The 22635-nt window shown below is 43.9% G+C and carries 20 protein-coding genes, 2 tRNA genes and 2 pseudogenes; 18 read left to right on the forward strand and 6 right to left on the reverse strand.

The window, feature by feature from the left end; all coding sequences use genetic code 11:
• Window positions 1–3 precede the first annotated feature (3 nt).
• From SGRA_RS18880 to SGRA_RS18940, 13 genes and pseudogenes are all read left to right on the forward strand, one after another.
• Window positions 4–720, forward strand: a complete 717-nt coding sequence (locus tag SGRA_RS18880; protein ID WP_015694435.1) for an RsmE family RNA methyltransferase — start codon at window positions 4–6, stop codon at window positions 718–720.
• Between the two features lie 266 nt (window positions 721–986).
• On the forward strand, window positions 987–2102 hold the full coding sequence (locus SGRA_RS18885) for a glycosyltransferase family protein (RefSeq protein WP_015694436.1): 1116 nt from the start codon (window positions 987–989) through the stop codon (window positions 2100–2102).
• A 10-nt stretch (window positions 2103–2112) separates the two neighbouring features.
• On the forward strand, window positions 2113–2940 hold the full coding sequence (locus tag SGRA_RS18890; protein WP_041329783.1) for a glycosyltransferase family A protein: 828 nt from the start codon (window positions 2113–2115) through the stop codon (window positions 2938–2940).
• Entirely contained in the window at window positions 2937–4139 is a 1203-nt protein-coding gene (locus SGRA_RS18895; RefSeq protein WP_015694438.1) for a glycosyltransferase, read from the forward strand. The genes SGRA_RS18890 and SGRA_RS18895 overlap by 4 nt, the downstream gene beginning before the upstream one ends.
• A complete protein-coding gene (locus SGRA_RS18900; protein ID WP_015694439.1) occupies window positions 4136–5212 on the forward strand; it encodes a DegT/DnrJ/EryC1/StrS family aminotransferase in 1077 nt (358 codons plus the stop codon). Before SGRA_RS18895 ends, SGRA_RS18900 begins: the two co-directional genes overlap by 4 nt.
• A 4-nt stretch (window positions 5213–5216) precedes the next feature.
• On the forward strand, window positions 5217–5852 hold the full coding sequence (locus SGRA_RS18905) for a NeuD/PglB/VioB family sugar acetyltransferase (protein ID WP_015694440.1): 636 nt from the start codon (window positions 5217–5219) through the stop codon (window positions 5850–5852).
• A 431-nt stretch (window positions 5853–6283) separates the two neighbouring features.
• Window positions 6284–7519 carry an alpha/beta hydrolase gene (locus SGRA_RS18910; RefSeq protein ID WP_148268408.1) on the forward strand — a complete coding sequence of 412 codons (1236 nt, stop codon included), beginning with the start codon at window positions 6284–6286 and terminating at the stop codon, window positions 7517–7519.
• Between the two features lie 10 nt (window positions 7520–7529).
• Window positions 7530–8285 (forward strand): annotated as a pseudogene (locus SGRA_RS18915) (SAM-dependent methyltransferase); the annotation flags it as partial.
• The gene (locus SGRA_RS18920) at window positions 8279–8851 is read left to right on the forward strand and encodes a phosphatase PAP2 family protein (RefSeq protein WP_015694443.1); all 573 of its coding nucleotides are present in this window, start codon (window positions 8279–8281) and stop codon (window positions 8849–8851) included. The pseudogene SGRA_RS18915 and the gene SGRA_RS18920, both read left to right, overlap by 7 nt.
• Window positions 8852–9109: 258 nt before the next feature.
• Window positions 9110–10918 carry a TonB-dependent receptor plug domain-containing protein gene (locus tag SGRA_RS18925; RefSeq protein WP_245538596.1) on the forward strand — a complete coding sequence of 603 codons (1809 nt, stop codon included), beginning with the start codon at window positions 9110–9112 and terminating at the stop codon, window positions 10916–10918.
• 422 nt (window positions 10919–11340) lie between these two features.
• Window positions 11341–11883 carry a hypothetical protein gene (locus SGRA_RS18930; protein ID WP_015694445.1) on the forward strand — a complete coding sequence of 181 codons (543 nt, stop codon included), beginning with the start codon at window positions 11341–11343 and terminating at the stop codon, window positions 11881–11883.
• Window positions 11884–12018: 135 nt separating this feature from the next.
• Window positions 12019–12564 (forward strand): SelL-related redox protein, encoded by a 546-nt coding sequence (locus tag SGRA_RS18935; RefSeq protein ID WP_041329784.1) that lies wholly within the window; start codon window positions 12019–12021, stop codon window positions 12562–12564.
• Between the two features lie 194 nt (window positions 12565–12758).
• On the forward strand, window positions 12759–13229 hold the full coding sequence (locus SGRA_RS18940; RefSeq protein WP_002661078.1) for a ribonuclease H-like YkuK family protein: 471 nt from the start codon (window positions 12759–12761) through the stop codon (window positions 13227–13229).
• A gap of 42 nt (window positions 13230–13271) precedes the next feature.
• Here the strand turns inward: SGRA_RS18940 and SGRA_RS18945 are convergent, their stop codons facing one another.
• Both SGRA_RS18945 and SGRA_RS18950 read right to left on the reverse strand, forming a co-directional pair.
• On the reverse strand, window positions 13272–13706 hold the full coding sequence (locus SGRA_RS18945) for an acyl-CoA thioesterase (RefSeq protein WP_015694447.1): 435 nt from the start codon (window positions 13704–13706) through the stop codon (window positions 13272–13274).
• Window positions 13707–13715: 9 nt separating this feature from the next.
• On the reverse strand, window positions 13716–14675 hold the full coding sequence (locus SGRA_RS18950; protein ID WP_015694448.1) for a threonine ammonia-lyase: 960 nt from the start codon (window positions 14673–14675) through the stop codon (window positions 13716–13718).
• Between the two features lie 145 nt (window positions 14676–14820).
• Here SGRA_RS18950 and SGRA_RS18955 point away from each other — a divergent pair.
• Both SGRA_RS18955 and SGRA_RS18960 read left to right on the forward strand, forming a co-directional pair.
• Window positions 14821–14897: transfer RNA gene (locus SGRA_RS18955), tRNA-Asp, on the forward strand.
• A gap of 29 nt (window positions 14898–14926) precedes the next feature.
• Window positions 14927–15000: transfer RNA gene (locus SGRA_RS18960), tRNA-Asp, on the forward strand.
• 82 nt (window positions 15001–15082) lie between these two features.
• Here the strand turns inward: SGRA_RS18960 and SGRA_RS18965 are convergent.
• Both SGRA_RS18965 and SGRA_RS18970 read right to left on the reverse strand, forming a co-directional pair.
• Window positions 15083–15490 (reverse strand): hypothetical protein, encoded by a 408-nt coding sequence (locus SGRA_RS18965; protein ID WP_015694450.1) that lies wholly within the window; start codon window positions 15488–15490, stop codon window positions 15083–15085.
• A 157-nt stretch (window positions 15491–15647) separates the two neighbouring features.
• A pseudogene (locus SGRA_RS18970) lies at window positions 15648–16954 on the reverse strand (IS3 family transposase).
• 539 nt (window positions 16955–17493) lie between these two features.
• On the opposite strand from SGRA_RS18970, the gene SGRA_RS18980 reads away from it, so the two are divergent.
• Both SGRA_RS18980 and argS read left to right on the forward strand, forming a co-directional pair.
• Entirely contained in the window at window positions 17494–17925 is a 432-nt protein-coding gene (locus tag SGRA_RS18980) for a hypothetical protein (protein ID WP_015694452.1), read from the forward strand.
• A 781-nt stretch (window positions 17926–18706) separates the two neighbouring features.
• Window positions 18707–20641, forward strand: a complete 1935-nt coding sequence (gene argS / locus SGRA_RS18990; protein WP_015694454.1) for an arginine--tRNA ligase — start codon at window positions 18707–18709, stop codon at window positions 20639–20641.
• 80 nt (window positions 20642–20721) lie between these two features.
• Here argS and SGRA_RS18995 read toward each other — a convergent pair whose 3' ends face one another.
• Window positions 20722–21171: a TM2 domain-containing protein gene (locus SGRA_RS18995; RefSeq protein WP_015694455.1), complete on the reverse strand. Its 450-nt coding sequence runs from the start codon at window positions 21169–21171 to the stop codon at window positions 20722–20724.
• A 254-nt stretch (window positions 21172–21425) separates the two neighbouring features.
• Window positions 21426–21881, reverse strand: coding sequence for a TM2 domain-containing protein (locus tag SGRA_RS19000; RefSeq protein WP_015694457.1), 456 nt, complete (start codon window positions 21879–21881; stop codon window positions 21426–21428).
• A gap of 292 nt (window positions 21882–22173) precedes the next feature.
• Between SGRA_RS19000 and SGRA_RS19005 the strand changes: the two genes are divergently transcribed.
• A complete protein-coding gene (locus SGRA_RS19005) occupies window positions 22174–22629 on the forward strand; it encodes a hypothetical protein (RefSeq protein WP_041329786.1) in 456 nt (151 codons plus the stop codon).
• Window positions 22630–22635: the final 6 nt, after the last annotated feature.

Below are 22635 nucleotides of genomic sequence, written 5' to 3' on the forward strand. Positions count from 1 at the left end.
ACTATGCAACTCTTTTATTGTCCAAACATTCAGGGACAGCAAGCCATACTAGAAGAAGATGAATTTCGTCATGCTTGCAAAACCTTACGTAAAAAAGAGGGGGATCAGCTTCATCTTTTTGATGGGCGGGGGCATTATTATTTGGCCCAAATTGCCAAAACGAGCAAGCGAGAAGCCCGCTTAGATATATTGGATCAGGAAGAGCGGCCCTTGCCTTGGTCCTTTTCTTTGCATTTAGCTTTGGCCCCTACCAAAAACATGGATCGCATGGAGTGGTTGGTAGAAAAGGCCGTAGAAGTGGGGGTAAATAAAATCAGTTTATTCTTGAGCCAGCAATCGGAGCGCAAAAAGGTTCGGTTGGATCGTTTGCAGCGGATTGCTCTTTCGGCGGCCAAGCAATCGCATAAATGGGTATTGCCTGAATGGGGCGAATTGCAGAAGCTCACTGACTTTTTGCCCCAGCAAACTGCCCCGCATCGGTTTATTGCCCATTGTCATAGTTCGGATTTGCCCTTATTGAAAGCGGCTTGTCCAAAAACAATTGGGCCTAAGGAAGAAATTTTAATTTTGTTGGGACCAGAGGGCGATTTTTCTTGGCCAGAAGTAGAAATGGCCGAGGCCGCTGGTTTTCGGTCGGTGAGTTTGGGGCATAGTCGTTTACGGACCGAGACGGCGGCTCTTTATGCCTGTCAGGGCATTCAGTGGGAGTTGGGCCAATAAATAGGGGGCGCAGCCCCCTTGGCCCGCAGGGCCAGAGGCCCAGCGCTGCGGAAGGGTGGCCGAAGGCCAGACCGAGCTTTGAGCGCAGCGAAAAGCGAAGGGCCGAACGAACAGTGAGCCCTGCAGCATAGCGGCGGCCGCCCCACTAATTAGGGCGGCCGCGGGCCCCAAAAAAAACAAAGTTTTAAAATTGAAGCGAGATTCCTTAAAATTTGAAAAAAGCCTTAGTTTTGGGCATTTGAGACAAAGCAGATGACAAAGCCCCTATGGAATTTAGCGAGAAAACAATAGTCATTTTATCTCCCAAAGCCTGGGGAGTAGACTCTCCGGCAAGGCAACTTTATGCGCGTTTTTTAGCTCGTAGGGGAAATCAGGTATATTTTGTCAATCCGCCTTCTCAATTTAACTCGGTGACGCCACAGACCGAGGAAGAGAATTTGTTTGTGGTAGATTATCGTTTGCCCAAGCCTATTTTTGGGTTGTGGGGGACTTCCTCGGAGCTTAGTCAGGCCAAGCGAATTTTAAAGCTCATTGCTAAGCCTATTGACTTGCTTTTTAGTTTTCATTGTTGTGCTTTTGGCGACCTTTCTGTATTTGGAGCGCAAAAGTCGATTTTTTATTTGGAGGACTGGCAAGAAAAGGCGGAGCATGCGCAGGCGATTATGCGGACGGCGGATTTGGTGTTGGCCTTATCGAGTCCATTGCTGGCCTCTTTGCCTGAGGGCAAGGCCAAGAAAATGCGCTTTGAGCATGCCTTGCATCCGGCCTTTATTACGGCAGAAAAGCGTTCGGAGCGGATTCGGGCCAATACGCAGTTTACGACGGGGCGTTTGCGTTGTGGTTATGTGGGAAATTTGCAAAATGAATTTATTGCCACAGAGTTATTTCAGCAACTTATACGGCAACATCCTACTGTAGAATTTCATATGATTGGGCCATTTGTGAAGAACAGCAACTTGGCCTTGGAGGGCAACAAAACCTGGGAAGACCCCTTTGTAGAGTATTTGATGGGCTCGCCCAATGTCCGTATGTATGGTAGTTTGATGCGGAAGCGCATGACCGAATTGGTTCAGACCATGGATCTTTTTTTGGTTTGCTATGATAGTGAGCAATTTGCGGATAAGGTGGCCAATCCACAGAAAGTATTAGAATATTTGAGCACGGGAAATTTGGTCGTGGCTAGTCCTACTGCAGACTATCAAGATCGGCAAGATCTATTGGTCATGGCAGAAAAGCTAGAAGATTTGCCCGAGCGCTTTGCCCAAAGTTTGAAAAAAGTGGAGCAATTGAATAAGCCGGCCCTAAAGGCTAAGCGTTTGGCCTTTGCCCAGCAATTTCAGTATGAGCAACAGCTAGAAAAAATTGCCCAATTCTTAGATTAAGCCTTTTTCTATGTCAATTAACCCGCCATTGGTGGCGATCATTATGCCCGCTTATCATGCGGAGGAATATATTGCCACAGCCATTCAATCTGTCTTAGACCAAAGTCATACTAATTGGCAATTGCGGATTGTGAATGATGGTAGTCGGGACATGACGGAAGAGATCATTCTTCAATTTGAAGACCCTCGGATTGTTTATTTCAAGCAAGAAAATCAGGGCGTTAGTGCGGCCCGCAATTTGGCCCTAAAAGATATGCAGGCTGATTTTTTCTGTTTTTTGGATGCCGATGATGCCCTGCCACCTAATAGTTTAGCGGATCGTTTGGCGCTTTTTGCCCAAGATGAGCAACTTTCTTTTGTAGATGGGCGGATTTTGATCCAAGATGAGCGGCTAGAGCAAACGGTTCGAGAAGTGCAGCCCAATTGGAAGGGCAACCCTTTGATTGACTTGGTTCGTTTGGGCGGACAATCTTTTTTTGGTCCAAGTTGGATGATTCGATGCCAGCCCAATAAAAACTATCAGCTCAAAATGGGCATGACCCATGCGGAAGACCTCCTTTTTTATATTCAGTTAGCGGCAGAAGGTGGGCAATATGCAGCCATTCAGACGCCTGTTTTGCGTTATCGTCAGGGCAATGTTTCTGCCATGAGCAACCTCAAAGGCTTAGAGATGGGCTATTGGGAATTATTGGCGGAGGTGAAAAAGCTAAAAACCGTTCCGATGATTCATATTCGCTACCTCAAAAAGCGAATTTTGCGCATCATGTTTTTATCTTACCTTCGAGCAAAACAATTTTCGGCCCTAGGCCCAGTTTTACAACGATATTTTAAAGCATGATTCTATTTTATATCTCTTATTGGGGCGTCAAAGAGGGCCTGACCGTATCTACTGTTTATCCTCATTTGAAAATATTGGCCCAAAGAGAAGATGTAACGGCCATTCACTTTTTTACGGTAGAACGAGCAGAAGACCAGAAATTTAAGGATGAGCTGCCGCCTATTTCCAAAACGACCCACTACCCTATTTTTTCTAAAAATATGGGTTTGCATTTGCTGACCAAAGCCGCTGATTGGTGGCGAATACAATCCACTATTCTAGCCGCTGCCAAAGCACAAAAGCCCGACTTTCTCATTTGCCGCTCTTCTATGGCTAGCGGTATCGGGCATTTGGTGAAAGAGAAACTAGGCATCCCTTATATGGTAGAATCTTTTGAGCCCCATGCCAACTATATGGTCGAATCGGGAGTTTGGTCGCCCAATGGCATCAAAACTCAGTTTCAGAGAAAGAAGGAGGCCCAAACCAAAGCTACCGCCGATGCAATTGTTGGGGTGAGCTACAACTACCAACGGCAACTTATTGAAAAAGAAGGCATTTCAGCCAATAAGGTCTATACCGTTCCTTGTACGGTCCCTTTAGAGCGCTTTGCATTTGATGCAAACAAAAGAGCCGAAACTAGGGCCAAACTAGGGCTATCGGCAGATACTATTATTGGGCTATATTTGGGAAAATTTGGCGGTAGTTACTATGATAAGGAAGCTTTTCAAATCTTTAAAGCTGCCGCTAATTATTATCAGGATCGCTTTTTTCTTTGTCTATTGAGTCCTGCACCAAAAGCAGAAGTAAAAGCTAAACTAGCCGAAGTTAATTTTCCCGAGAATCAATACTTTCATGATTTAGTAGCTCATAATGAGGTACCCAATTATCTATCTGCAGCAGATTTTGCCTTTTCTTTGGTTAAACCAGCTCCTTCTCGCCCGTTTTGCTCTCCTATCAAAAATGGCGAATATTGGGCGGCCGGCTTGCCTATTTTAGTTCCAGCTAATGTGGGAGATGATTCCGATATTATCCAAAAAGAACAAAAAGGGGGAATTATTATTAACCTAGAGGTTCCCCAGCCCAATTATCAAGATTATTTTGAAGCTTTAGCCCCTTTATTGGCTAAACGCGAGGAGGCTGCCGAATTGGCCCAAAAATACCGTTCGCCAGACCAAGTCGCAGAAGTCTATGATCAGATTATTCGCAAATTATCGCTATGATTAACGTAACCAAACCTTTTTTGGCCCCTCAGGCCGAATATGAAGCCTATCTTTCTGCTATCTGGCAAAGAGGCTGGCTCACTAATAATGGTCCTTTGGTCAATGAACTAGAGGCCGAGCTTAAAAACTATTTGCAATTGCCCCATTTGCACTTTTTAAGCAATGGAACGATTGCCTTGCAAATTGCGATCAAGGCCCTAGATCTGCAAGGGGAAATTCTGACCACGCCCTTTTCTTATGTGGCCACGACAAGTAGTATCGTTTGGGAAAACTGCCGGGCCGTTTTTGTCGATATTGATCCCGAAACGCTAAATATCGACCCCAATTTATTGGAACAGCATATTGGTCCAAATACTTCGGCCATTTTGGCTACGCATGTCTATGGCAATCCCTGCGATATTGACGCCATCCAAAAAATTGCCGATAAACATAATCTAAAGGTTATTTATGATGCCGCTCACTGCTTCGGTAGCGAGTATAAGGGCCAATCGGTCTTCGCTTTTGGCGATGTGAGTACTTGTAGCTTTCATGCTACCAAGCTTTTTCATACGATTGAAGGCGGTGCCGTGATGAGCCCTTCCGAAGAAATTGCGCAGCGCCTCGGCTATATGCGCAACTTTGGCCATGATGGTCCAGAAAGCTTTGCGGAGGTGGGCATCAATGGCAAAAACTCTGAGTTTCATGCCGCTATGGGCTTGGTCAATCTCAAACATATTGCCCGCATTCGCCAATCTCGTTTGGACCAAAAAGCCTATTATGATAAGGCCCTAAAAGGCCTTCCCCTCAGCCAACCCAAAATCTTGGCCCAAGCGCAACCCAATTATTCTTATTATCCCATCATTTTTGAATCGGAAGAAGCCCTGCTCAAAACTGTCAAAGCCCTAAATAGCCACTGGATTTACCCTCGCCGCTATTTTTATCCCGCCCTTAATTCACTAAATTATGTGGACCAACAAAGCTGTCCCCTTGCCGAGGATATCTCTAAACGAGTGCTTTGCCTACCCATGTATGTAGAGCTTTCTGAGGCCGAAATGAAGCTAATTACTAATGTGATTCGTAACGCCCTAAAATAAGCCTATGCTGATTATGGGAGCTGGGGGACATGCCCTCGAAATTTTAGAATTGGCCGCCCAAAATGGACAATTGGAGGGCCTTTGCTTTTTTGATAATACCAGAAGTGCGCCCTCTTGGGTCTATGATCGCTTTCCCGTTTTGTACCAGGAGGAGCAGCTGCGGGCGCATTTTGCCCAGGCGCCAGATTTTGTTTTGGGGGTGGGCAGTCCTAGGGTCCGCCGAATTTTGGCCCAAATTGGCCGAGCCGCAGGCGGGCAGCTCCAAAGCATTCAGGCCCAAGATGTCTATATCGGCCAGTTTGATAACCAATTGGCCCAGGGACTCAATCTGATGCAGGGCGTTTGGATTAGCAATTCGGTGAGTATTGAGGAGGGCGCCCTGATTAATGCGGGGGCGCAGCTGCATCATGAGGTAAAAGTGGGAGCTTATACGGAGATTTCGCCTAAGGCCCTTCTTTTGGGGGCGGTCCAAATTGGTCAAAATTGCCGAATTGGGGCCCAGGCGACGATTCTACCAGGAATCAAAATTGCCGATGAGGTGGTGGTTGGCGCTGGGGCTGTCGTCCATAAAGATTTGCCCAAAGGAGTAACGGCTGTTGGCGTTCCGGCCAAAATTATTAAGGGAGCTGCTATTTTTTAGGGGCATCCCGCAGCCCTTTTATTTGGGGCTGCGGGCGCTAGGTTGCGCAGCTCGCTGCTCGCTCGGCCCTGCAGCGGCTTTGCCGCTTTGGTCTGGCCTTCGGCCACTGCTCCACAGCGCTATGCCGTTCGGCCTGCGGCCGGGCGGGCTCTGCCCGCCATTGGACCAAAAAGCTCGGCCAGCCAGCCCGAGGGATTCCTTAGGGAATCCCGTAGAGGGGTGGGTGGGCGGGGACATATAGACGAATGAGGAGCGCAGCGAGGAATACCGCTTTTGGATCTAGTCCGGCAGGGCCTAGCGCTGGTAGGCAGTGGCCGAAGGCCAGACCGAGCAAAAACTTGTTTTTTGCGAAGGGCCGAGCGAGCAGCGAGCTGCCGAACATAGCGGCCGCCAAAGGCGGCAGGCCCCTAAACCATCCTAAACAAAAAGAAATGAGAATTTTAGTTTTTATGCTCTTGCTTTGCAGTAGCTTGCAAGCGCAATATTATGGCAGCCATATTCCAGTAGCCAGCAAGCTCATTTTGCCCCCAGAAGAATTTGGAGAAGGGCCCTATCCGCTCTTGGTCATGCTGCCCTTTACGAGTGGCGATGCCCGCTATATGTTTGAGGCCTATGCCAAGGCGGCGGGCAGCGAAAAAAGCGATTCGGACCAAGAAAAACTGGCCAGCATTATTGCCGCCCTGCCCGCCCCAGGCGAACAAGCCCAGCCCTTTGCCCTTATGTTGCCCGCAGGAAAAGGCAGCCGCAGAGATCACTCTTGGCGAGGATTTAAGGCCTGCTTTGAACGCTATGAACGCCGTTTGGAAAAAGACATAAAAAACAATCTGGGCCGCTACCCTATTGACAGCCAACGCATTTATCTGACCGGCGTCTCTTTGGGCGGCGATTTGAGTTGGGCCATTTCTCAGCGGCAGCCCCAGCGCTACCAAGGCGCCTTGGTGATGGGCAGCCGTTGTAGCTACCCCACTACCGCCGAAACCCTAGGACTTTTTAAGGAAAAAGACTATCGCTTTTTTATGACCATGGGCATGCAAGAAGCCCCCGATCGCCTCAATGGAATGCGTTATGCCCGCCGTTTGCTCGATAGTGCGGGCGTAGACCACATTTATAAAGAAATGCCCGAGCTGCGGCACAACAAGGCCGAACTTTGGTTGTTTTTGGAGGGACTGCGTTATCTTTTGGCCCCCAAAAGCAGCAACAAATTGGTCCAAAAAGAACAAGCCCTGCCCTTAGACAAAATAGTGGGAACTTGGTCTGCTGGCGAAGTTGAACACAGCCAATTTGTGGCCGAAGAAAAAAGTCAGATTAGCAAAGGCGATGAACTCTTTGTTGTACAAGAAGAAACTTTTTTAGAAAATCAAAGCCTAAAAATAGAGCGCCTATCCGAGCAATCGGTCCGTTTAAAACTGCCCAATTTACCGGCCATAGATGCCTATTTGGCCTGGGGAGAGCTAGAAGGAGAAGCAGCTATAGAACTACGGATTCCGGAGCAGCGCAAAGGCCAATACTACTATCGGGGCAGTAATTTGGGCCTAGAATATGAGCAAGCAGCGGGTTATATCAAACTAGATGGCGAGTTTCCGCACATTAGCTTTAGTGTAGAGCAATTTGTTGGGCGGTCGGCCAAGGGCTTTGAGCGCTATTCCTTTTTTTTATTGCTAGAATAGGCGTAGTTTTGAGGCCACAAAACTACTATACATTATGTCTACAACATGGTTTGCCGATTGGTTTGACTCGGCCTATTATCACTTACTATACAACAACAGAAACGAAGCAGAAGCGCAAGAATTCATGCGTAATCTTTTGGCGCATTTGAACTTAGACAAAGGGAGTCGCCTATTAGATTTGGCCTGTGGCAAGGGCCGTCATTCTATTTATTTGCATAGCCAAGGCTATGAAGTTTTGGGCGTAGACTTGGCGCCCGAAAGCATTGCCGCCGCCAATGAGCAGGCCCAGCAAGGGCTTAGCTTTGCCGTACATGATATGCGAGCGCCATTAAATATGGGCCAATTTGATGCGGTGCTTAATCTGTTTACTAGTTTTGGCTACTTTGAAAGCGAAGAAGAGCATCTACAAACCCTCAAAGAGGTCCGAAACATGCTGCCCAAAGAGGGCTTTTTTGTGATGGACTTTATGAATGCGCATAAGGTCATTCAGAACCTCGTTTTGGCCGAAGAAAAGCAGGTAGAAGATGTCCTTTTTCATCTTCGTCGCTATGTAGAAAACGGCTACATTGTTAAGGATATTCGTTTTGAGGCCGAGGGCCAAAACTTTAACTTTCAGGAGCGGGTGCGCGGCTTTTTGTTGGCCGACCTACAAGCCCTTTTTGCTCAGGCGGGTCTAGAAATTCTGGACCAATTTGGCAACTACCAACTGGATCCTTTTTCTGAAGAAAGCTCTAATCGTTTGATCTTAATTGCTAAAGCATGCTAGCCGAACTCATTGCTTGGGACCAACAGCTATTTACGACCATAAATGGGGGCTGGCACAGCCCCTTTTTGGACCAAATTTTTCCAATTTGGCGAGAAAAAACGACTTGGATTCCCTTATATATTCTCATTTTGGCCAGCCTCATTTATAAGCGCAAAAGCAAAGTCTGGCAGCCTCTTTTGCTCTTGGGGCTGGGCCTACTCCTCTTTGATACCTTCAGCAGCCAATTGCTCAAAAAGAATGTGATGCGTTTGCGGCCCTGCCGCACGGCCAGCCTAGAAGAAGAACTGCATTTGCTGGTGACCTGCGGCAGTGGCTACAGCTTTACCTCCTCTCATGCGACCAATCATTTTGGCTTGGCCTATCTCTTTGCCCAACTCCTTTCTAGCGATTATAAGGCCTACAAAACCTACTTTTGGATCGGCTTTTTGCTTTGGGCCTTTAGCATTGCCTATGGGCAGCTCTATGTGGGCGTTCACTTCCCCTTGGACCTCCTTTGTGGCGCTTTTTTGGGCCTGAGTTTGTCGGCGCTATTGTATTGGGGGTATAAGCGTTTGGGTTGGGGGTAAAATCATTTAAGTTATCCTGAAAAAGTTTGTATCGTTTTGTTTTCTTCATTTTTTGGGGCCTCCCGCCTGCGGCGGGCGCTACGTTTCGGGGCTCGCTATTCGCTCGGCCCTGCGCGGGCTTTGCCCGCTTGCTCTGCGGCTTCGCCGCCCCCCTGCACATCGCTAGGCCAAAAGAAAACAGGCCTAAACGGCCTGAAAAAGCGGGCGCTTTGCGCCCTTTTTGCGCTATTACTGCCTAGCGGTTTATTGGCCCAAATCATGAGCGATTCGGTAGAAACCGTGGCCGTCTCGGCCCAAAAGAAAACAGAACAAAGGCCCTTTAGCAAAAAGGAGTTTTCTACCCTAGAGCTAACACAAGAAAGTAGCCGAAGCCTCTCCAATTTATTGCAAAAAGAAGCGGGTATACATATCCGCTCCTATGGACCAGGACAACTGGCTACCCTCTCTAGCCGCGGCAGCGGCCCAGAGCAAAACCTCCTGCGCTGGGAGGGCTTCAGTTTGGCCAACCCCATGCTGGGCCAAAGCGACCTCAATCTCATTCCCCTCTTTTTTATCGATCAACTGAGTTGGCAGGCAGGCGCTGGCGGCTTGAGTGTTCCCCAAGCTTTGGGCGGCAGCTTACTGATGCGCAGCAAATCGCCTCGTATAGAAGGCTGGCAAGCAGGATTTGGAAGTAGTTTGGGCAGTTTTAGCCGACAGCAGCAGCAGTTTCTCTTGGCTTTTGCCAAAAATAATTGGCGGCAATCGCTCCGCTTATTGGTCCAATCTGCTGTGAATGATTACCCTTACCGAGACCTACAAGCTTTTGGCTTTCCCAAGCCCTGGAAAAGAAGAGAACAGGCCGAAACCGCTCGTCAAGCTGCCCTTTATACTTTAGATCTCCCTCTTTTTAAGGGCCAAATGGACCTAAGAAGCTGGCTCCAAAAGGATCTGCAAGAGCTGCCGCCTACACTTTTGCAGGCCCAGCAGGCGAGCAGCGAAGTACAAAATACCCTGAGCTGGCGAAATAGCCTGAGCTGGAAAAAAAGCTTTAGCCGCTCTGTTTTTCAGGCGCGCTTGGGCTATCTCTATCAGGATATGGCCTATAGCCGCAATTTGAATAGTGAGCAACATCTGACCCAAGCTGTTTTTGTGCAGGCCCAACAGTTTTTTGCCTTAAAAAATGGCGCTTTGCTCATTAATGGGCGCTGGGGAGAAAACCAGGTCCAAAGCAGTAGTTATCTAAACATAAAAAAGGAGCAGCAAAGTCGTTTATCGCTAGGCCTTAGGCAGGCTGTTTTGGGCGCCCAACTAGAAGGGCAATTATCCTTGGCCCATCGGTCTAATTTGGGTGTTTTTCCTGCGGGGCATTTGAGTTTTAGAAAAATTTGGGCTGCGGGACTGGGCCTAGAAGTTAGTTTGCAGCGGTCCATTCGCTTTCCCACCCTAAATGATCGCTTCTGGCCCTTGGTGGGTCAAGAAGAGCTAGCGGTAGAGCAAGGCTGGCAAGAAGAGCTCAATATTTTTTGGCAAGACCAAAGATGGGGCTTGCATCAACTCAGTTTTTTTAATCAGGAAGTTGAGAATTGGATTTTATGGCTGCCCAACCCCAACACGGCTTTATGGGAACCCCAAAACTTAGCGGCAGTTTGGGCCAGAGGAGCCAGTTGGAGCAGCGAAAAAAGCTTTAATTTGAAGAAGTTGGGCCAGTTGCAATTGCAAATTGGCGCCAACTACAACCGCATTAGTCGACATAAGAGTCCTTCTGCAGATTTGCGAGATAAGCAACTGGAGTATCGGCCCATTTTTTCGGCTAATTTTGGGCTAAACTACCAATATAAAGCTTGGCGTTTGGGTTACCATCATCTTTGGGATAGTCCCCGCTATTTGGATGCTTTGAATGAAGAATCCTTGGCGGCTTATCAGTTGGGCCAACTTCAGTTGGCTTGGAAGGGCAAAATGGCCCAATATCCTATTCGCTTACAACTGCAGGTACATAATCTTTGGGGAGCAGAATATCAGTTGGTGGCTGCTCGGCCCCTGCCCTTGCAACAATGGGAACTGAGCTTATTTTTTAGTGCCCAATAAAAGGAAGAACTAATCTGCGGTGGGCAGGCGAGCGCAGCGAGCCGCAGGCCTAGCGATGTGCAAGGGTGGCCGTAGGCCAGACCGAGCAGGCAGAGCCTGCGAAGGGCCGAGCGAACAGCGAGCCCTGAAACGTAGCGCCGCAAGGCGAAGCCGCAGCGGAGGCCCCCAAACAGCAGCGAGCTGCAGAACGACAACAAGAACTTTAGTTCGCCGTTCGACGACTGAAAGGAGTAACGCCCCAAAAAAAATAAAAAATGGCCTATTGGGAACAGAAAACTTATTTAGCCTTGTTCTAGTTTTGAATTGTTTAAAAGCTCCAAGTTTGTGCTCGATAAGAAAATAATATACCTTTGTGGCCCCAATTTTGAGGGGAGAAATTCAGTTTTCCCCTGATCACTAAAGTCTTATAAAACTAAACCGCTATGAAAAAATTACTTTTGTTCCTTTTTGCAGTAGGCCTATTTGCGGCTTGTCAAAATAATGTAGACCGCAAAGATTTGAGTTCTTCTGTGGTTAATGCGCAGGATATGGATAAAACCAGAGCTGGGCAGCAGAAAAAAGTAAAGGCCAAGGCTTATTACTATCCTTCTTTAGTTGCTTTTGAAAAGGGACAAAGCCAGAAAGATTTGAGCTTGACGGCCCTATCCAAGATCAATGAAATGGAGCAAAAAGAGTACAATTATGTTGTGCTTTATGATGCGGCTACTTCTTGGGCCGAAATTTTCAATACTGGAGATTACAGCCAAACGGGCGATGAGCAATTTAATGAGCTTTTGGCGAGTCACAATTTGCTTATTGTTCAGCAATTTGAGGTAGATGATATGAGTGAAGGCTTGGTTTTGGCGCCTAATGCTGCGGTAGATTCTCCGGTAGAAGTAGCTAGAGAGCTCTCTCTTATTCAAGATGTTATGATGGTTCAGCTCAAAGAAGTACCTGTAGAAGATCAGATGACGGCCTCTAAATAGAGAACTTCTAACAGTCTGTTAAAGTATACAAGCTAGTGTCCCTAATTGGGCGCTAGCTTTTTTTTTTCTGCTTGCTGTTGTATCTTGCTAAGAAATCAGTCAAGGGAAAATGAATTTGGCTAGAAGCAAACAATTATGATGCAAGTAGATCCAGAAATACTCGAGGCAATATATACTCAGAAAGATGAAAATCTTTTGGAGCTTTCGCAAAAGCAGCCTGTTTTGCTTATTTTTTTACGTCATTTTGGTTGTACATTTTGCAAGCAAACGATGTCGGACCTTTCTAAGGTGCGGGCAGAAATTGAGGGGCAGGGTATTTTACCTATTATTATCCATATGGCGCAAGAGGAGCTGGCCACAAAACGCCTCAGCAATTTTAAGCTGCCTGATATTGGGCATGTTTCGGATCCTGATTTAAGTTTGTACGCTTATTTTGGTTTGAAGAAAGGGACCTTTAGTCAGTTGTATGGACTAAAAGTTTTTGTGGGCGGCATGAAAGCTTTGGCCGAGGGCTTTAGTTTGCCTAGCATTAGTAAAGAGTATGGAAATATTAGCCAGATGCCCGGTGTTTTTATTTTGGAAGCGGGGGAAATCAAATTGGCTTTTATTCATAGTTTTGCTGCAGAAAGAGCTGATTATCTAAAAATCATTGCCGAATATTTGGCCTTAGAAGAAAAATAAGCAAATAATATAAATCACTGGCTAACAACAACTTAAATAGATTAGCTGGTTAGTAAAAACTATATTACCGCCTATAAATCAGGGCTTTGGGAACTTGAAAAAGTTTGTCATAGTTTAAGTGATTGTGTTTCAACAAAAAACGAAAGCACATGATTATTATGACAGCGGCTTAGGTCGCCCAAAATCCTATTCTAATGAATTGGCGAAAACTAAACGGAAGTCGAATTTTGCTCCCTATTAAGGAAGCCGTCGACAAAACCCTAGCAAAAGAATTGGCCGAGGGCCATGACGTAAAGGTTTGCATTGGAACAGACTCGCAGGTGCGCGGCAAGCAAATCAGTTTTGCAACGGTGATTGTTTTTCTGCGTAAGGGCAAGGGTGGTTTTATGTACATTAAGCCAGAGCTGCAAACTGGGCAAATGAGCATTCGGGAGCGAATGATTACAGAGGTAGCCAAATCGGTTGCGGTGGCTTATGAATTGACTGACATCTTTGCGGCCCATGGGGTGCAACTGGAAGTTCATGCAGACATCAGCACGGATAGCAATTTTAAATCTAATGTGGCCTTAAAAGAAGCCATGGGTTATATTCGAGGTATGGGTTATGAATTTAAAGCCAAACCTCATGCTTTTGCCAGCTCAAGCTGTGCCGATAAAGTCGTTTAAATGATAAACGCCTAGCCAAATTGGCTAGGCGTTTTTTTTGCTTTAAAAACCCTGATATTTTTCTAATTTTTCGGCGGCCTCCTTGGGCAGGCGCACTAACTTTTTTGCCTGATAGTTATAACAAAGTAAAGCCGTTTTGATGCGGGCCATTTCCTGTTGGTCTTCGGGCCGCAAAAAGCGATAGTGCAAATCAAAACCGAGGCTATAAATATCGCCTACAGCAATTTGGATGACAATTTCTTGGCCCCAAAAACCTTCGGCCAAAAACATTTGGGCCGCATCAGACATGATGAGATCTTCTCCGGCAAAATCGGTTTCTTTATAGCCCAATAGCGCAAAAAAACGCATTCTCGCCTCATGGGCTAGCGTTAGAAAACGGTCATTAGACAAATGGTTGCCGTAATTTAAATCATTGACGCGAATAGAAAGCGGAGTTTCAAAAGGATAGCGCTTGGCTAGGGGTAATTTGACACGCATAAACAAAATTTAAAAGGGCAAATGATCCAAATCTATATTGCCCCCACTCAAAATAATTGCCCAATTTTGGCCCTTAAAACGCGCTTTATGCTTTAATAAAGCCGCAAGAGGAACCGCAGAAGAAGGTTCTACAACTATTTTTAGTTGCTCCCAAATTAGACGCAGTGCTAAGATAATTTCTTCTTCCTCTACACAAATAATTTCCGAAAGCAATTCTTGAAAAACACCAAAGGTTTTTGGTCGAATTGTCGTGCGCAAACCATCCGCAAGGCTATCCGTTCGCTTGTTTTCAATGATTTTTCCAGCCGCCAAAGATAAATAGGCATCATTAACCAACTGAGGCTCTGCGCCCAAAACCTTTAGTTCTGGCCGAAAATAATGGGCCGATAATAAAGCGCCGCTCAGAAGTCCTCCCCCACCAATAGGCGCCAAAATTCCATCTATATCCGAAAGCTCTTCCAAAATTTCCAAACTGCAACTTGCCTGGCCCAATATCACATCATAATCATTGTAGGGATGAATAAAATGTGCGGCCGTTTCTTTTTGCCAAGCCGCTAAGGCCGCTTCTCGTCCCGCTGTAGTGGGCGGAGAAAAACGAATTTCGGCCCCTAATTCTGCCGTGGCCCGCTGCTTAAAGGCTGGCGCATTTTCAGGCATCACAATATAGGCCGGACAAGCCAAGATCTGCGCCGCTTTGGCAATTGCTTGCGCATGATTGCCCGACGAATGCGTGCACAATCCTTTTTTTCGCTCTTCTTCAGATAAAAGCAAGGCCGCCGAAAATGCTCCCCGAACTTTAAATGAGCCAGTATGCTGAAAATTTTCACACTTAAAATAAATATTGCAGCCCGCCAAGGCATTTATTTTCTCCGATTGAAGTAAGGGCGTTTTTTTAAGATAAGGCCGAATAAGGGCTTGCCGTTGCCTAATATTTTCGGCAGACAATATAGTTGGAAGATGTACTGACATTTTTTTAAAAAAATATGTGGTTCTAAATCAATTAGTTGTTAATATATTGTAAAAACACTAGCCTAAAATTCCAAAATGCTTTTGGAAAAACCAAAAAGACGCTCTATATTTGTGCCGCTCTCAAAGGAAAGCAACAATAAAAATTGGTCTGGTAGTTCAGTTGGTTAGAATACCTGCCTGTCACGCAGGGGGTCGCGGGTTCGAGTCCCGTCCAGACCGCCAATTTTTTTCTTAAAAAAGAAGACCTATAAGGTCTGGTAGTTCAGTTGGTTAGAATACCTGCCTGTCACGCAGGGGGTCGCGGGTTCGAGTCCCGTCCAGACCGCTTTTTTAAAGCCGCAACGAAAGTTGTGGCTTTTTTTATGCAAAATGGCGAATAGGAAAATCTATTCGCCATTTTTTGTTTGTTACGGTTTAAGAAGAATAATCAAATCAATGTCAGTCCATATTAACCGAACACCAAAGCGTTTTTCATTAAAAATTTGAAAGGCAATAATAGATCCCTCTTCATCTACCACAGTCATAAGCTGGTATTTCAGGCCATCTTCTGTCTCTCCCTCTTCTACTCCAGATATTCGCCGAAGAATTCTACGACTACCATCAAGTTTATATTGAGCAATGTCATTATTCGGCCCATGATTTAATATAAAAGTATTGGATGACTCTTCCCAGCCCCCCCAGGACTCTTCTATAGGGCTATACACATTCATATAATTACAGTCTATCCGAAACTGGTCATATTCTTCCTGCGCTTGCAGGTTTCCCATAAAAATCAAAAAGCTAAATACACTGAGGAGGTAAATTCTTACTGACATAGACATTCGTTTTAGTTTTTCTTCAATTGTCCCGTCCTGAAAAACTGATACAGAATTTAAAGCAATAAAATTCTGATTAAATACGGGTGAAAAGTTATTCTGGAAGATTTTGACCTCCTTCAAAAAGGTCAAAAAATCTTACGGAAATAACTTGTTGTCAATTTAACAACTCTGGCTTAAGATGATCTTGGGCTAGAGTTGTTTTCTTTTTATAGCTCTTATATTCGAGCTCTTGTTGTTGGTGCATTTCAGCAGGCGGCATAAATTGACAAGACCAATGTGGCCGCGCTTGGTTGTAAATATCAATACTTTGAGCCACTATTTTCTTCATCGCATCTAGCCCTAAATGGAAAAAATCTGCAATAAACTCTTGCTTTAATATTCCATTTATTCGCTCTGCTACGGCATTTGCATAAGGATCGTAAGACTCAGTCATAGAGCAACTTATGCCTAGCTCTTTGAGTACTTGCTGATAATCATTTGAGCAGTACTGAATGCCCCGATCAGAATGATGAATCAGCTCTTCGTTAGGATATAGACGACGCTTTGCAGCCTGTTTTAAGGCTCGAATAGAGCCAATACTGCTCAAGCTGTCAGAGACATCATATCCCATTATTTGCTTAGAATAAGCGTCTGTGACCAAGGCTAAATACATTGGATTTTCTCTCGTTCCAATGTAAGTAATATCTGAAACCCAGACTTGCTCTGGCCGATAAATTTTCAAATCAGCTATCTTGTTCTTATGCTTTCTGTAGTGGTGGAAGGAATTTGTCGTTGTATGATAGTTCTTTCGAGGTCGAACTAGCAGATTGTTGGCCCGCAAAATAGTAAAAAACTTATCTCGGCCTACTCGCAGAGCCTTCAACTCAGATTGAAGTAAATGGTACATTTTGCGGCCTCCTAAGCGAGGCATTTTGTTCCGTACTTCTTGAACTAAGGCAACTACTTTTTCTGCCAAACCCTGATTAGATCTATGTTTCGCCTTCGATCTATAGTACTGCTGACGATTTATCCCGACCAATCGACATAAGCCACTTAAGCTTATTTTTTCTTCTTTTTGGAATTTATCAACTGTTCGGGTAAAGACTTTTTTCTGATTGGAATTTCAAACTCTTCTTCCGCTATATCTATCATCATATCAAAAAACAAGGCCTTCTTATCTGCCTGATTTAGCTCCTTTTCCAAGCGACGATTTTTCTTCTCTAAAAGCTTCAATTGCTGACGCAACTCCATCAATTCTTGTTCTGGACTCTTCTTCATACTTCTTAATTTATAGCTTTTATCGTATTGGCCATGTTTCTCGATCCATGTCCGAATTGTACTGTCTCCTTGTATCCCATACTTCCGTTGAGCCGCCCTTAATCCAATCTCGCCATTTTCTACTTCCGACACAACTTGGAGCTTAAAAGCTAAGGTATAATCTTTTTGCGTCCGCTTAACATACTGACCTTCTTTATTTTCCATCTATCTTCTGTTTTTGTTGTATCAGTATATCAGGACAAGACAAATAGTTCAAAGAAAAAGCACAACTGACCAACCTATCTGTACAGTTTTTATTTTTTTTATTTTTTTTGGCTGCCCCTGCGCTTCGCTTGGGTCGGGCTATATCGCAGCTCGCAGGTCTGCTCGGCCCTGCGTTTTTTTTCGCTGCGCTCAAAAAAACTGGGTCTGGCCTGCGGCCACTGCTTTCTATCCCTCAGCCGCTCATCTAATTTTTTTCTTGGGGCTTTTTTCTTCGGCAGTTTTGAGAAAATTATTTTTCTCTACGATTTCTAGTACCAGTGGGTTAAAACCCACAGCAAAAAAGATGGCCATTCTACATCCAAAAAAATGAGCCGAAGGTTAAAACCATCGGCTCATAAAATGCAGCAGAAAAATTCTGTTGTTTTTAACCCAATTGCTAATTGAAAGCCGCTATTTGAAAATCATTTTTTTAAGCCAAAGCTAATGCACTGTAAAAATATTTAATTACTTTAAAGTCTTTACGAACCAATACACTTCCTATGTCTAAACTATATCACACCAAAAGAAAAAGATACAAGTCAGCCTCTAGTTGTAAATCTATAGAGCTTGTTCATAATACTCAGGATGATTCCACATTTGAGGATTTACCTTTAGATAATGTTCCTCTTATTGTTTCTGCCAAAAAAGGGGAACAACTCCTCATTACGCTTAATGCTCCTGATACTTGGAACAATGGAAAAGAAAATAATGCAGGAACCTGGTTTGCAATTGAGGTCAATGACCAAATAATTGGTAAGGGCGTCTATTTTACTGGACAAAAAGGTCAAAGAGTTCCCATCAGTATACAGGCTGTTTATGAAGTAACAGAAGATGCCAATTTAAAAGTGAAAGGAAAATGGGCAGTTTGTAATAGTGGAAAATCTTTTATTGGTGCTTTTTCTGAAACGACCTTGACGGTGCTTAAAGTTTAAGCAGAAAAAATTGTGGTAAAAAATCCATTCATCGCCATCAGGCCAGTTTTTTCCAAGAGGAATTTTTGTCCTTGTTTTTTACCCAGCTGCTAATTGAAAGTCGCTATTTGAAGGGAGGAATTTCCTCCCTCATAAATTTCATAGGAACCCTAGGGCCAAGGCCCTAGGCTAAGCAAAAAATTGTCATCCCCTCATTCGAGGGGATTTTTCTTTGCGGTTGTTGTTGGACGGTTGTTGTTTTTATTTAGTTGTTTTGGACCAGTGGGTTAAAACCCACAGCAAAAAGGGAGGCCATTCTACAGCCAAAAAAATGAGCCGATGGTTGAAACCATCGGCCCATAATATCTAGCAGAAAAAATTGTGGTGAAAAAATCCATTCATCGCCATCAGGCCAGTTTTTTCCAAGAGGAATTTTTGTCCTTGTTTTTAACCCAATTGCTAATTGAAAGCCGCTATTTGAAAGGGGGATTTAAGGGCCGAAGAAAAAAGCCCAGAGAAAAACTAAGGTTGTGCGGCCTAGCGATGCGGCGGGGTGGCCGAAGGCCAGACCAAGTTTTTTGAGCGAAGCGAAAAAAACGCAGGGCCGAGCGAGCAGCGAGCCCCAAAGCGACAACAAGGCCTTTAGGCCGCAGTTCGACGACCAAAGGGAGTAACCGCCGACGAGCGAAGCGAGGCGGAGGCCCCAAAACAAAATACTCCTCCAAAAAAAGAAGATTTTAGGGGCAAAGCTTTTCTTTTCCGTCAACAAAGGTTTTCTTTGCACAAAATTTAAGTTTAAGGAATGATTTATATAGAAACAAGACTCAAAACGGCCCTGAAAGAGGGATTGAATACGCTTTATGGCCTAGAAAATTTGGCCGACAAACAACTACAGATCAATCAAACCCCTAAAAATTTTGAGGGCCAACTTTCTGTCTTAGTTTTTCCTTTTGTTCGAGCGGCTCGTAAAAAACCAGAGCAGGTAGCTGAGGAGGTAGGACAATATTTGCTAGAAAACTGTCCCGAAGTGGCCGCTTTTAATGTGGCTAAAGGATTTTGTAATTTGGAAATTGCCGACCTTTATTGGCAAGAATTATTGGCCGATTTGCTTCGCAATCCAAATTATGGGCAAGGCGCAAGAAAAGAGAGTGAAATCTTGGTCGAATATTCTTCGCCCAATACCAATAAGCCTTTGCATTTGGGGCATGTTCGCAACAACCTTTTGGGGTATTCTACTGCAGAATTGCTCAAATTTGCGGGCTACTCCGTAAAAAAAGTGCAAATTATCAATGATCGTGGGATTCACATTTGTAAATCTATGTTGGCCTGGCAACTGTTTGGCGAAGGTGAAACGCCAGAAAGCAGCGGATTGAAAGGCGATCATTTGGTGGGTAAATATTATGTGCGCTTTGAGCAAGCTTTTCAGGCAGAATATAAAATTTGGCAGGCAACTGAAGCTGGACAAGCTGTTTTTGCGGCCTTTTTAGCCGATGAGAAAAAATATAAGAAGGCTGTAAAAGAGCTGACAAAAAAATCGAAAGATAAAAAGACGGCGCCCACAGAAGAAGCGCTGCAAGCTTACTTTTTTAAGTCTGTTTATAAAAATAGTTATTTCAATCAGAGTAGCGAATTGGGCCAAAAAGCCAAGGCAATGCTACAAGCTTGGGAGGCTGGCGATGCAGAAGTGCAGGCCCTTTGGGAAAAAATGAACAATTGGGTGTATGCCGGTTTTGCTTCTACCTATAAGCGCATGGGGGTAGATTTTGACAAAAATTATTATGAGTCGAATACTTACCTCAAAGGAAAAGAACTGGTTGAAAATAATTTGAAGAGTGATTCGCCAATTTTTTTCAAAAAAGATGATGGATCTACTTGGATTGATTTGACCGATGCCAAATTGGACCAAAAAGCGGTTTTGCGTAAAGATGGGACCTCTATGTACATCACCCAAGATATGGGCACCGCTTTGCTTCGCTATGAAGATTATAAAATGGATCGCATGGTCTATGTGGTGGGCAATGAACAAGAATATCACTTCCAAGTTCTTTTTGAAATTTTGAACCGCCTTGGGCAACCTTATGCAAAAAATTGCCATCACCTTTCTTATGGTATGGTAGAATTGCCCGAAGGAAAAATGAAATCTCGTGAAGGGACCGTGGTGGATGCCGATGATTTGATGCAAACGCTAATTGATGAGGTGGCCAAAGCTTCTAATGAACGCGATATGCTCAGCGCTTTGCCCTTGGCAGAACAAAAAGAAATTCATGAGGCCGTTGCTTTGGGCGCACTAAAATTTTTCATTCTAAAAGTAGAGCCTAGAAAAGGAATGCTCTTCGATCCTAAAGAGTCTATTGACTTACAAGGACAAACGGGCCCTTATATTCAAAATGCTTTTGTTCGCTGCCAATCAGTGCAAAGAGCTTTTGCCGAGAAAAATTTTAGCAAAACTACTTATGCCGAGCATAAATTGGAGCCCATCGAAAGAGAATTGCTGTTAAATATTGAGCTTTTCCCTAATTTGGTCCAAAGAGCAGCCGAGCAATATAATCCAGCCGAAATTGCCAACTACCTTTATCAACTAGCCAAAACTTATCATCAGTTTTGGAATATCGTAAAAATTCTAGATGCAGATGCCCCTCAAGCGAGTAGCTTCCGTCTAGATCTTAGCCAGGCCGTAGCTCAAGTGATTGCGCAGGCCGGAGCTATTTTAGGTATGAAAATGCCTAGTCGGATGTAATTTTTTATTTACAAAAGGCATCAAAAAAGCCCATGCAGAAATTCTGCATGGGCTTTTTTACTTAGAGAGAAAACTAATAATTAGTCAACATACTCTCCATCTTTAGGCTGAAGATCTTTTACAATGATTCTGATGAAATCAATAAAAGCCCAAATGCCCAAACCACCAAAAGTCAACAATTGGATAATTCCAATCACGGTATAACCTAAATAAAAACGGTGGATACCTAGCATACCTAGAAAGAAAGCAAGTAGGATAGCAACCACCCAGCTTTTACCAGCTTTTGCTTTTTGAGGAGAATCAGCAGTTTTTTTGGCTGCTTTCTTCAATTTTTTCTTAGCTATTTTAAGTGCCATGCGCTTTTTCCAGCCCAGCTTTTTTCCTTTTTTAGCTGTGTGAATGGCTGCGTCTAAGCTTTGCTCCGTGCGAACAGCATCTACTTCATTGTAACGAAGTTCAAAGGCTTCCGCAGAAAAAGTGAAGCTAAGCGTAAAAAGGGCTACCAAAAGGTAGTTAACAAAATGTTTCATTAGTATGAATTTTATAGAAAAAAATAAGTTTTCTAGGGTATAGCTCTTTAAAGTGCTAAAACATTTTTATCTACTTCGATAAAAATATTTAATTGGTATTAACGAAGAGCGAAGATAGTTTTTTTTTTCTTATACCCAAAACTTCTTTAAAGCTTTTAGTACAAAATATTCTACCCAATATAAAGGCATCAAAAAAGCCCATACAGAAATTCTGTATGGGCTTTTTAATTTTTAGCCTATTTTTTTATCAAGATTTAATCATCATACTCTCCACCTTTAGGCTTAATTACTTGGAAAAGAATAAGGATGAAATCAATAAACGCCCAAAGGCCAAATCCCCCTAAAGTAAACAACTGAACAATGCCAATCAGTGGGTAGCCCAAATAAAAACGATGGATTCCTAAAAGGCCAAAGAAAAATGACAGCAAAACAGTCACCACAAAACTCCTATTACCTCCTTCTTTTACTGTTTTAGGCGCATCTGCCGATTTTTTAGCTGCTTTCTTCAGCTTTTTCTTGGCCAACTTAAGCGCCAAGCGTTTTTTCCAGCCCAATTTCTTTCCTTTCTTCTGGCTGTGCATCGCCTGATCCAGTTGCTGCTCTATACGAACAGCATCTAACTGATTATAACGCAACTCAAAAGCAGAGGCAGAAAAACTAAAACTAATTGTAAAAAGAGCAACTAAAAGGTAACTAGTAAAATGTTTCATTTGAAATAGATTTTAGTAAAAAAGTAATTTGCAAATCAACTTCTTTTAGGCAAAGCTTTTTAATAAACAGCAGTCCTTTTAGTCATACTGCAAAAAGTTAGATAGATAGAAAAAAATTACTAGCCCTCCCCTTTCAATTAACCGCTTTCAATTAAAACAGCACAAAAAAATCGCTGAGGAAAAATCCCCTCAGCGATAAATATTTTTCAAAAAAGACAAGAAATTGTATTTCAAACTGTTGCAACTCTAAAATTTTAAGCTTAACTTTAGGAACAACAAAAAAATACAAGCGATGATGAAGCTCCAAGAAAAAATGCGGGACTATAAAATAAGCAAGAAAATGATTAAGGCCTTTTACGGCATTTCTTATCCTACCTTGCGCAAACGATTGCGGGACAAAGGCTTGACGGATTTTATTGGCCGTAGAAAATTTCTCTTTGCCGAATTTCTACTCATTTTTAAGGCTTTGGGCCAACCGCAAGAAATTACAGCGGAGCTTTCGGAACTGCAGCTAATTTATGAGCAACTCTTGCAGTTGGGCCTATTAAAAGGGGCTTCACAAAAAGATTTGCCTGAAAAAAAGAGCGAAAAAAGTCCGCCGCAGCCAAAAACAAACAAATTGCTGGCCCTAAAAACGCCCCTAGCTTTATTTGATCGTTTTTTGATGAACTACTATCAAGTTTTAATGAAAGCTTGGGAAATTTTATCGCCTACTGTAAAAAATTACCGATCCCGACAAGCCGCCTAGCATTTT

The organism is Saprospira grandis str. Lewin, from assembly GCF_000250635.1.
In the GTDB taxonomy this organism is placed as follows: domain Bacteria; phylum Bacteroidota; class Bacteroidia; order Chitinophagales; family Saprospiraceae; genus Saprospira; species Saprospira grandis.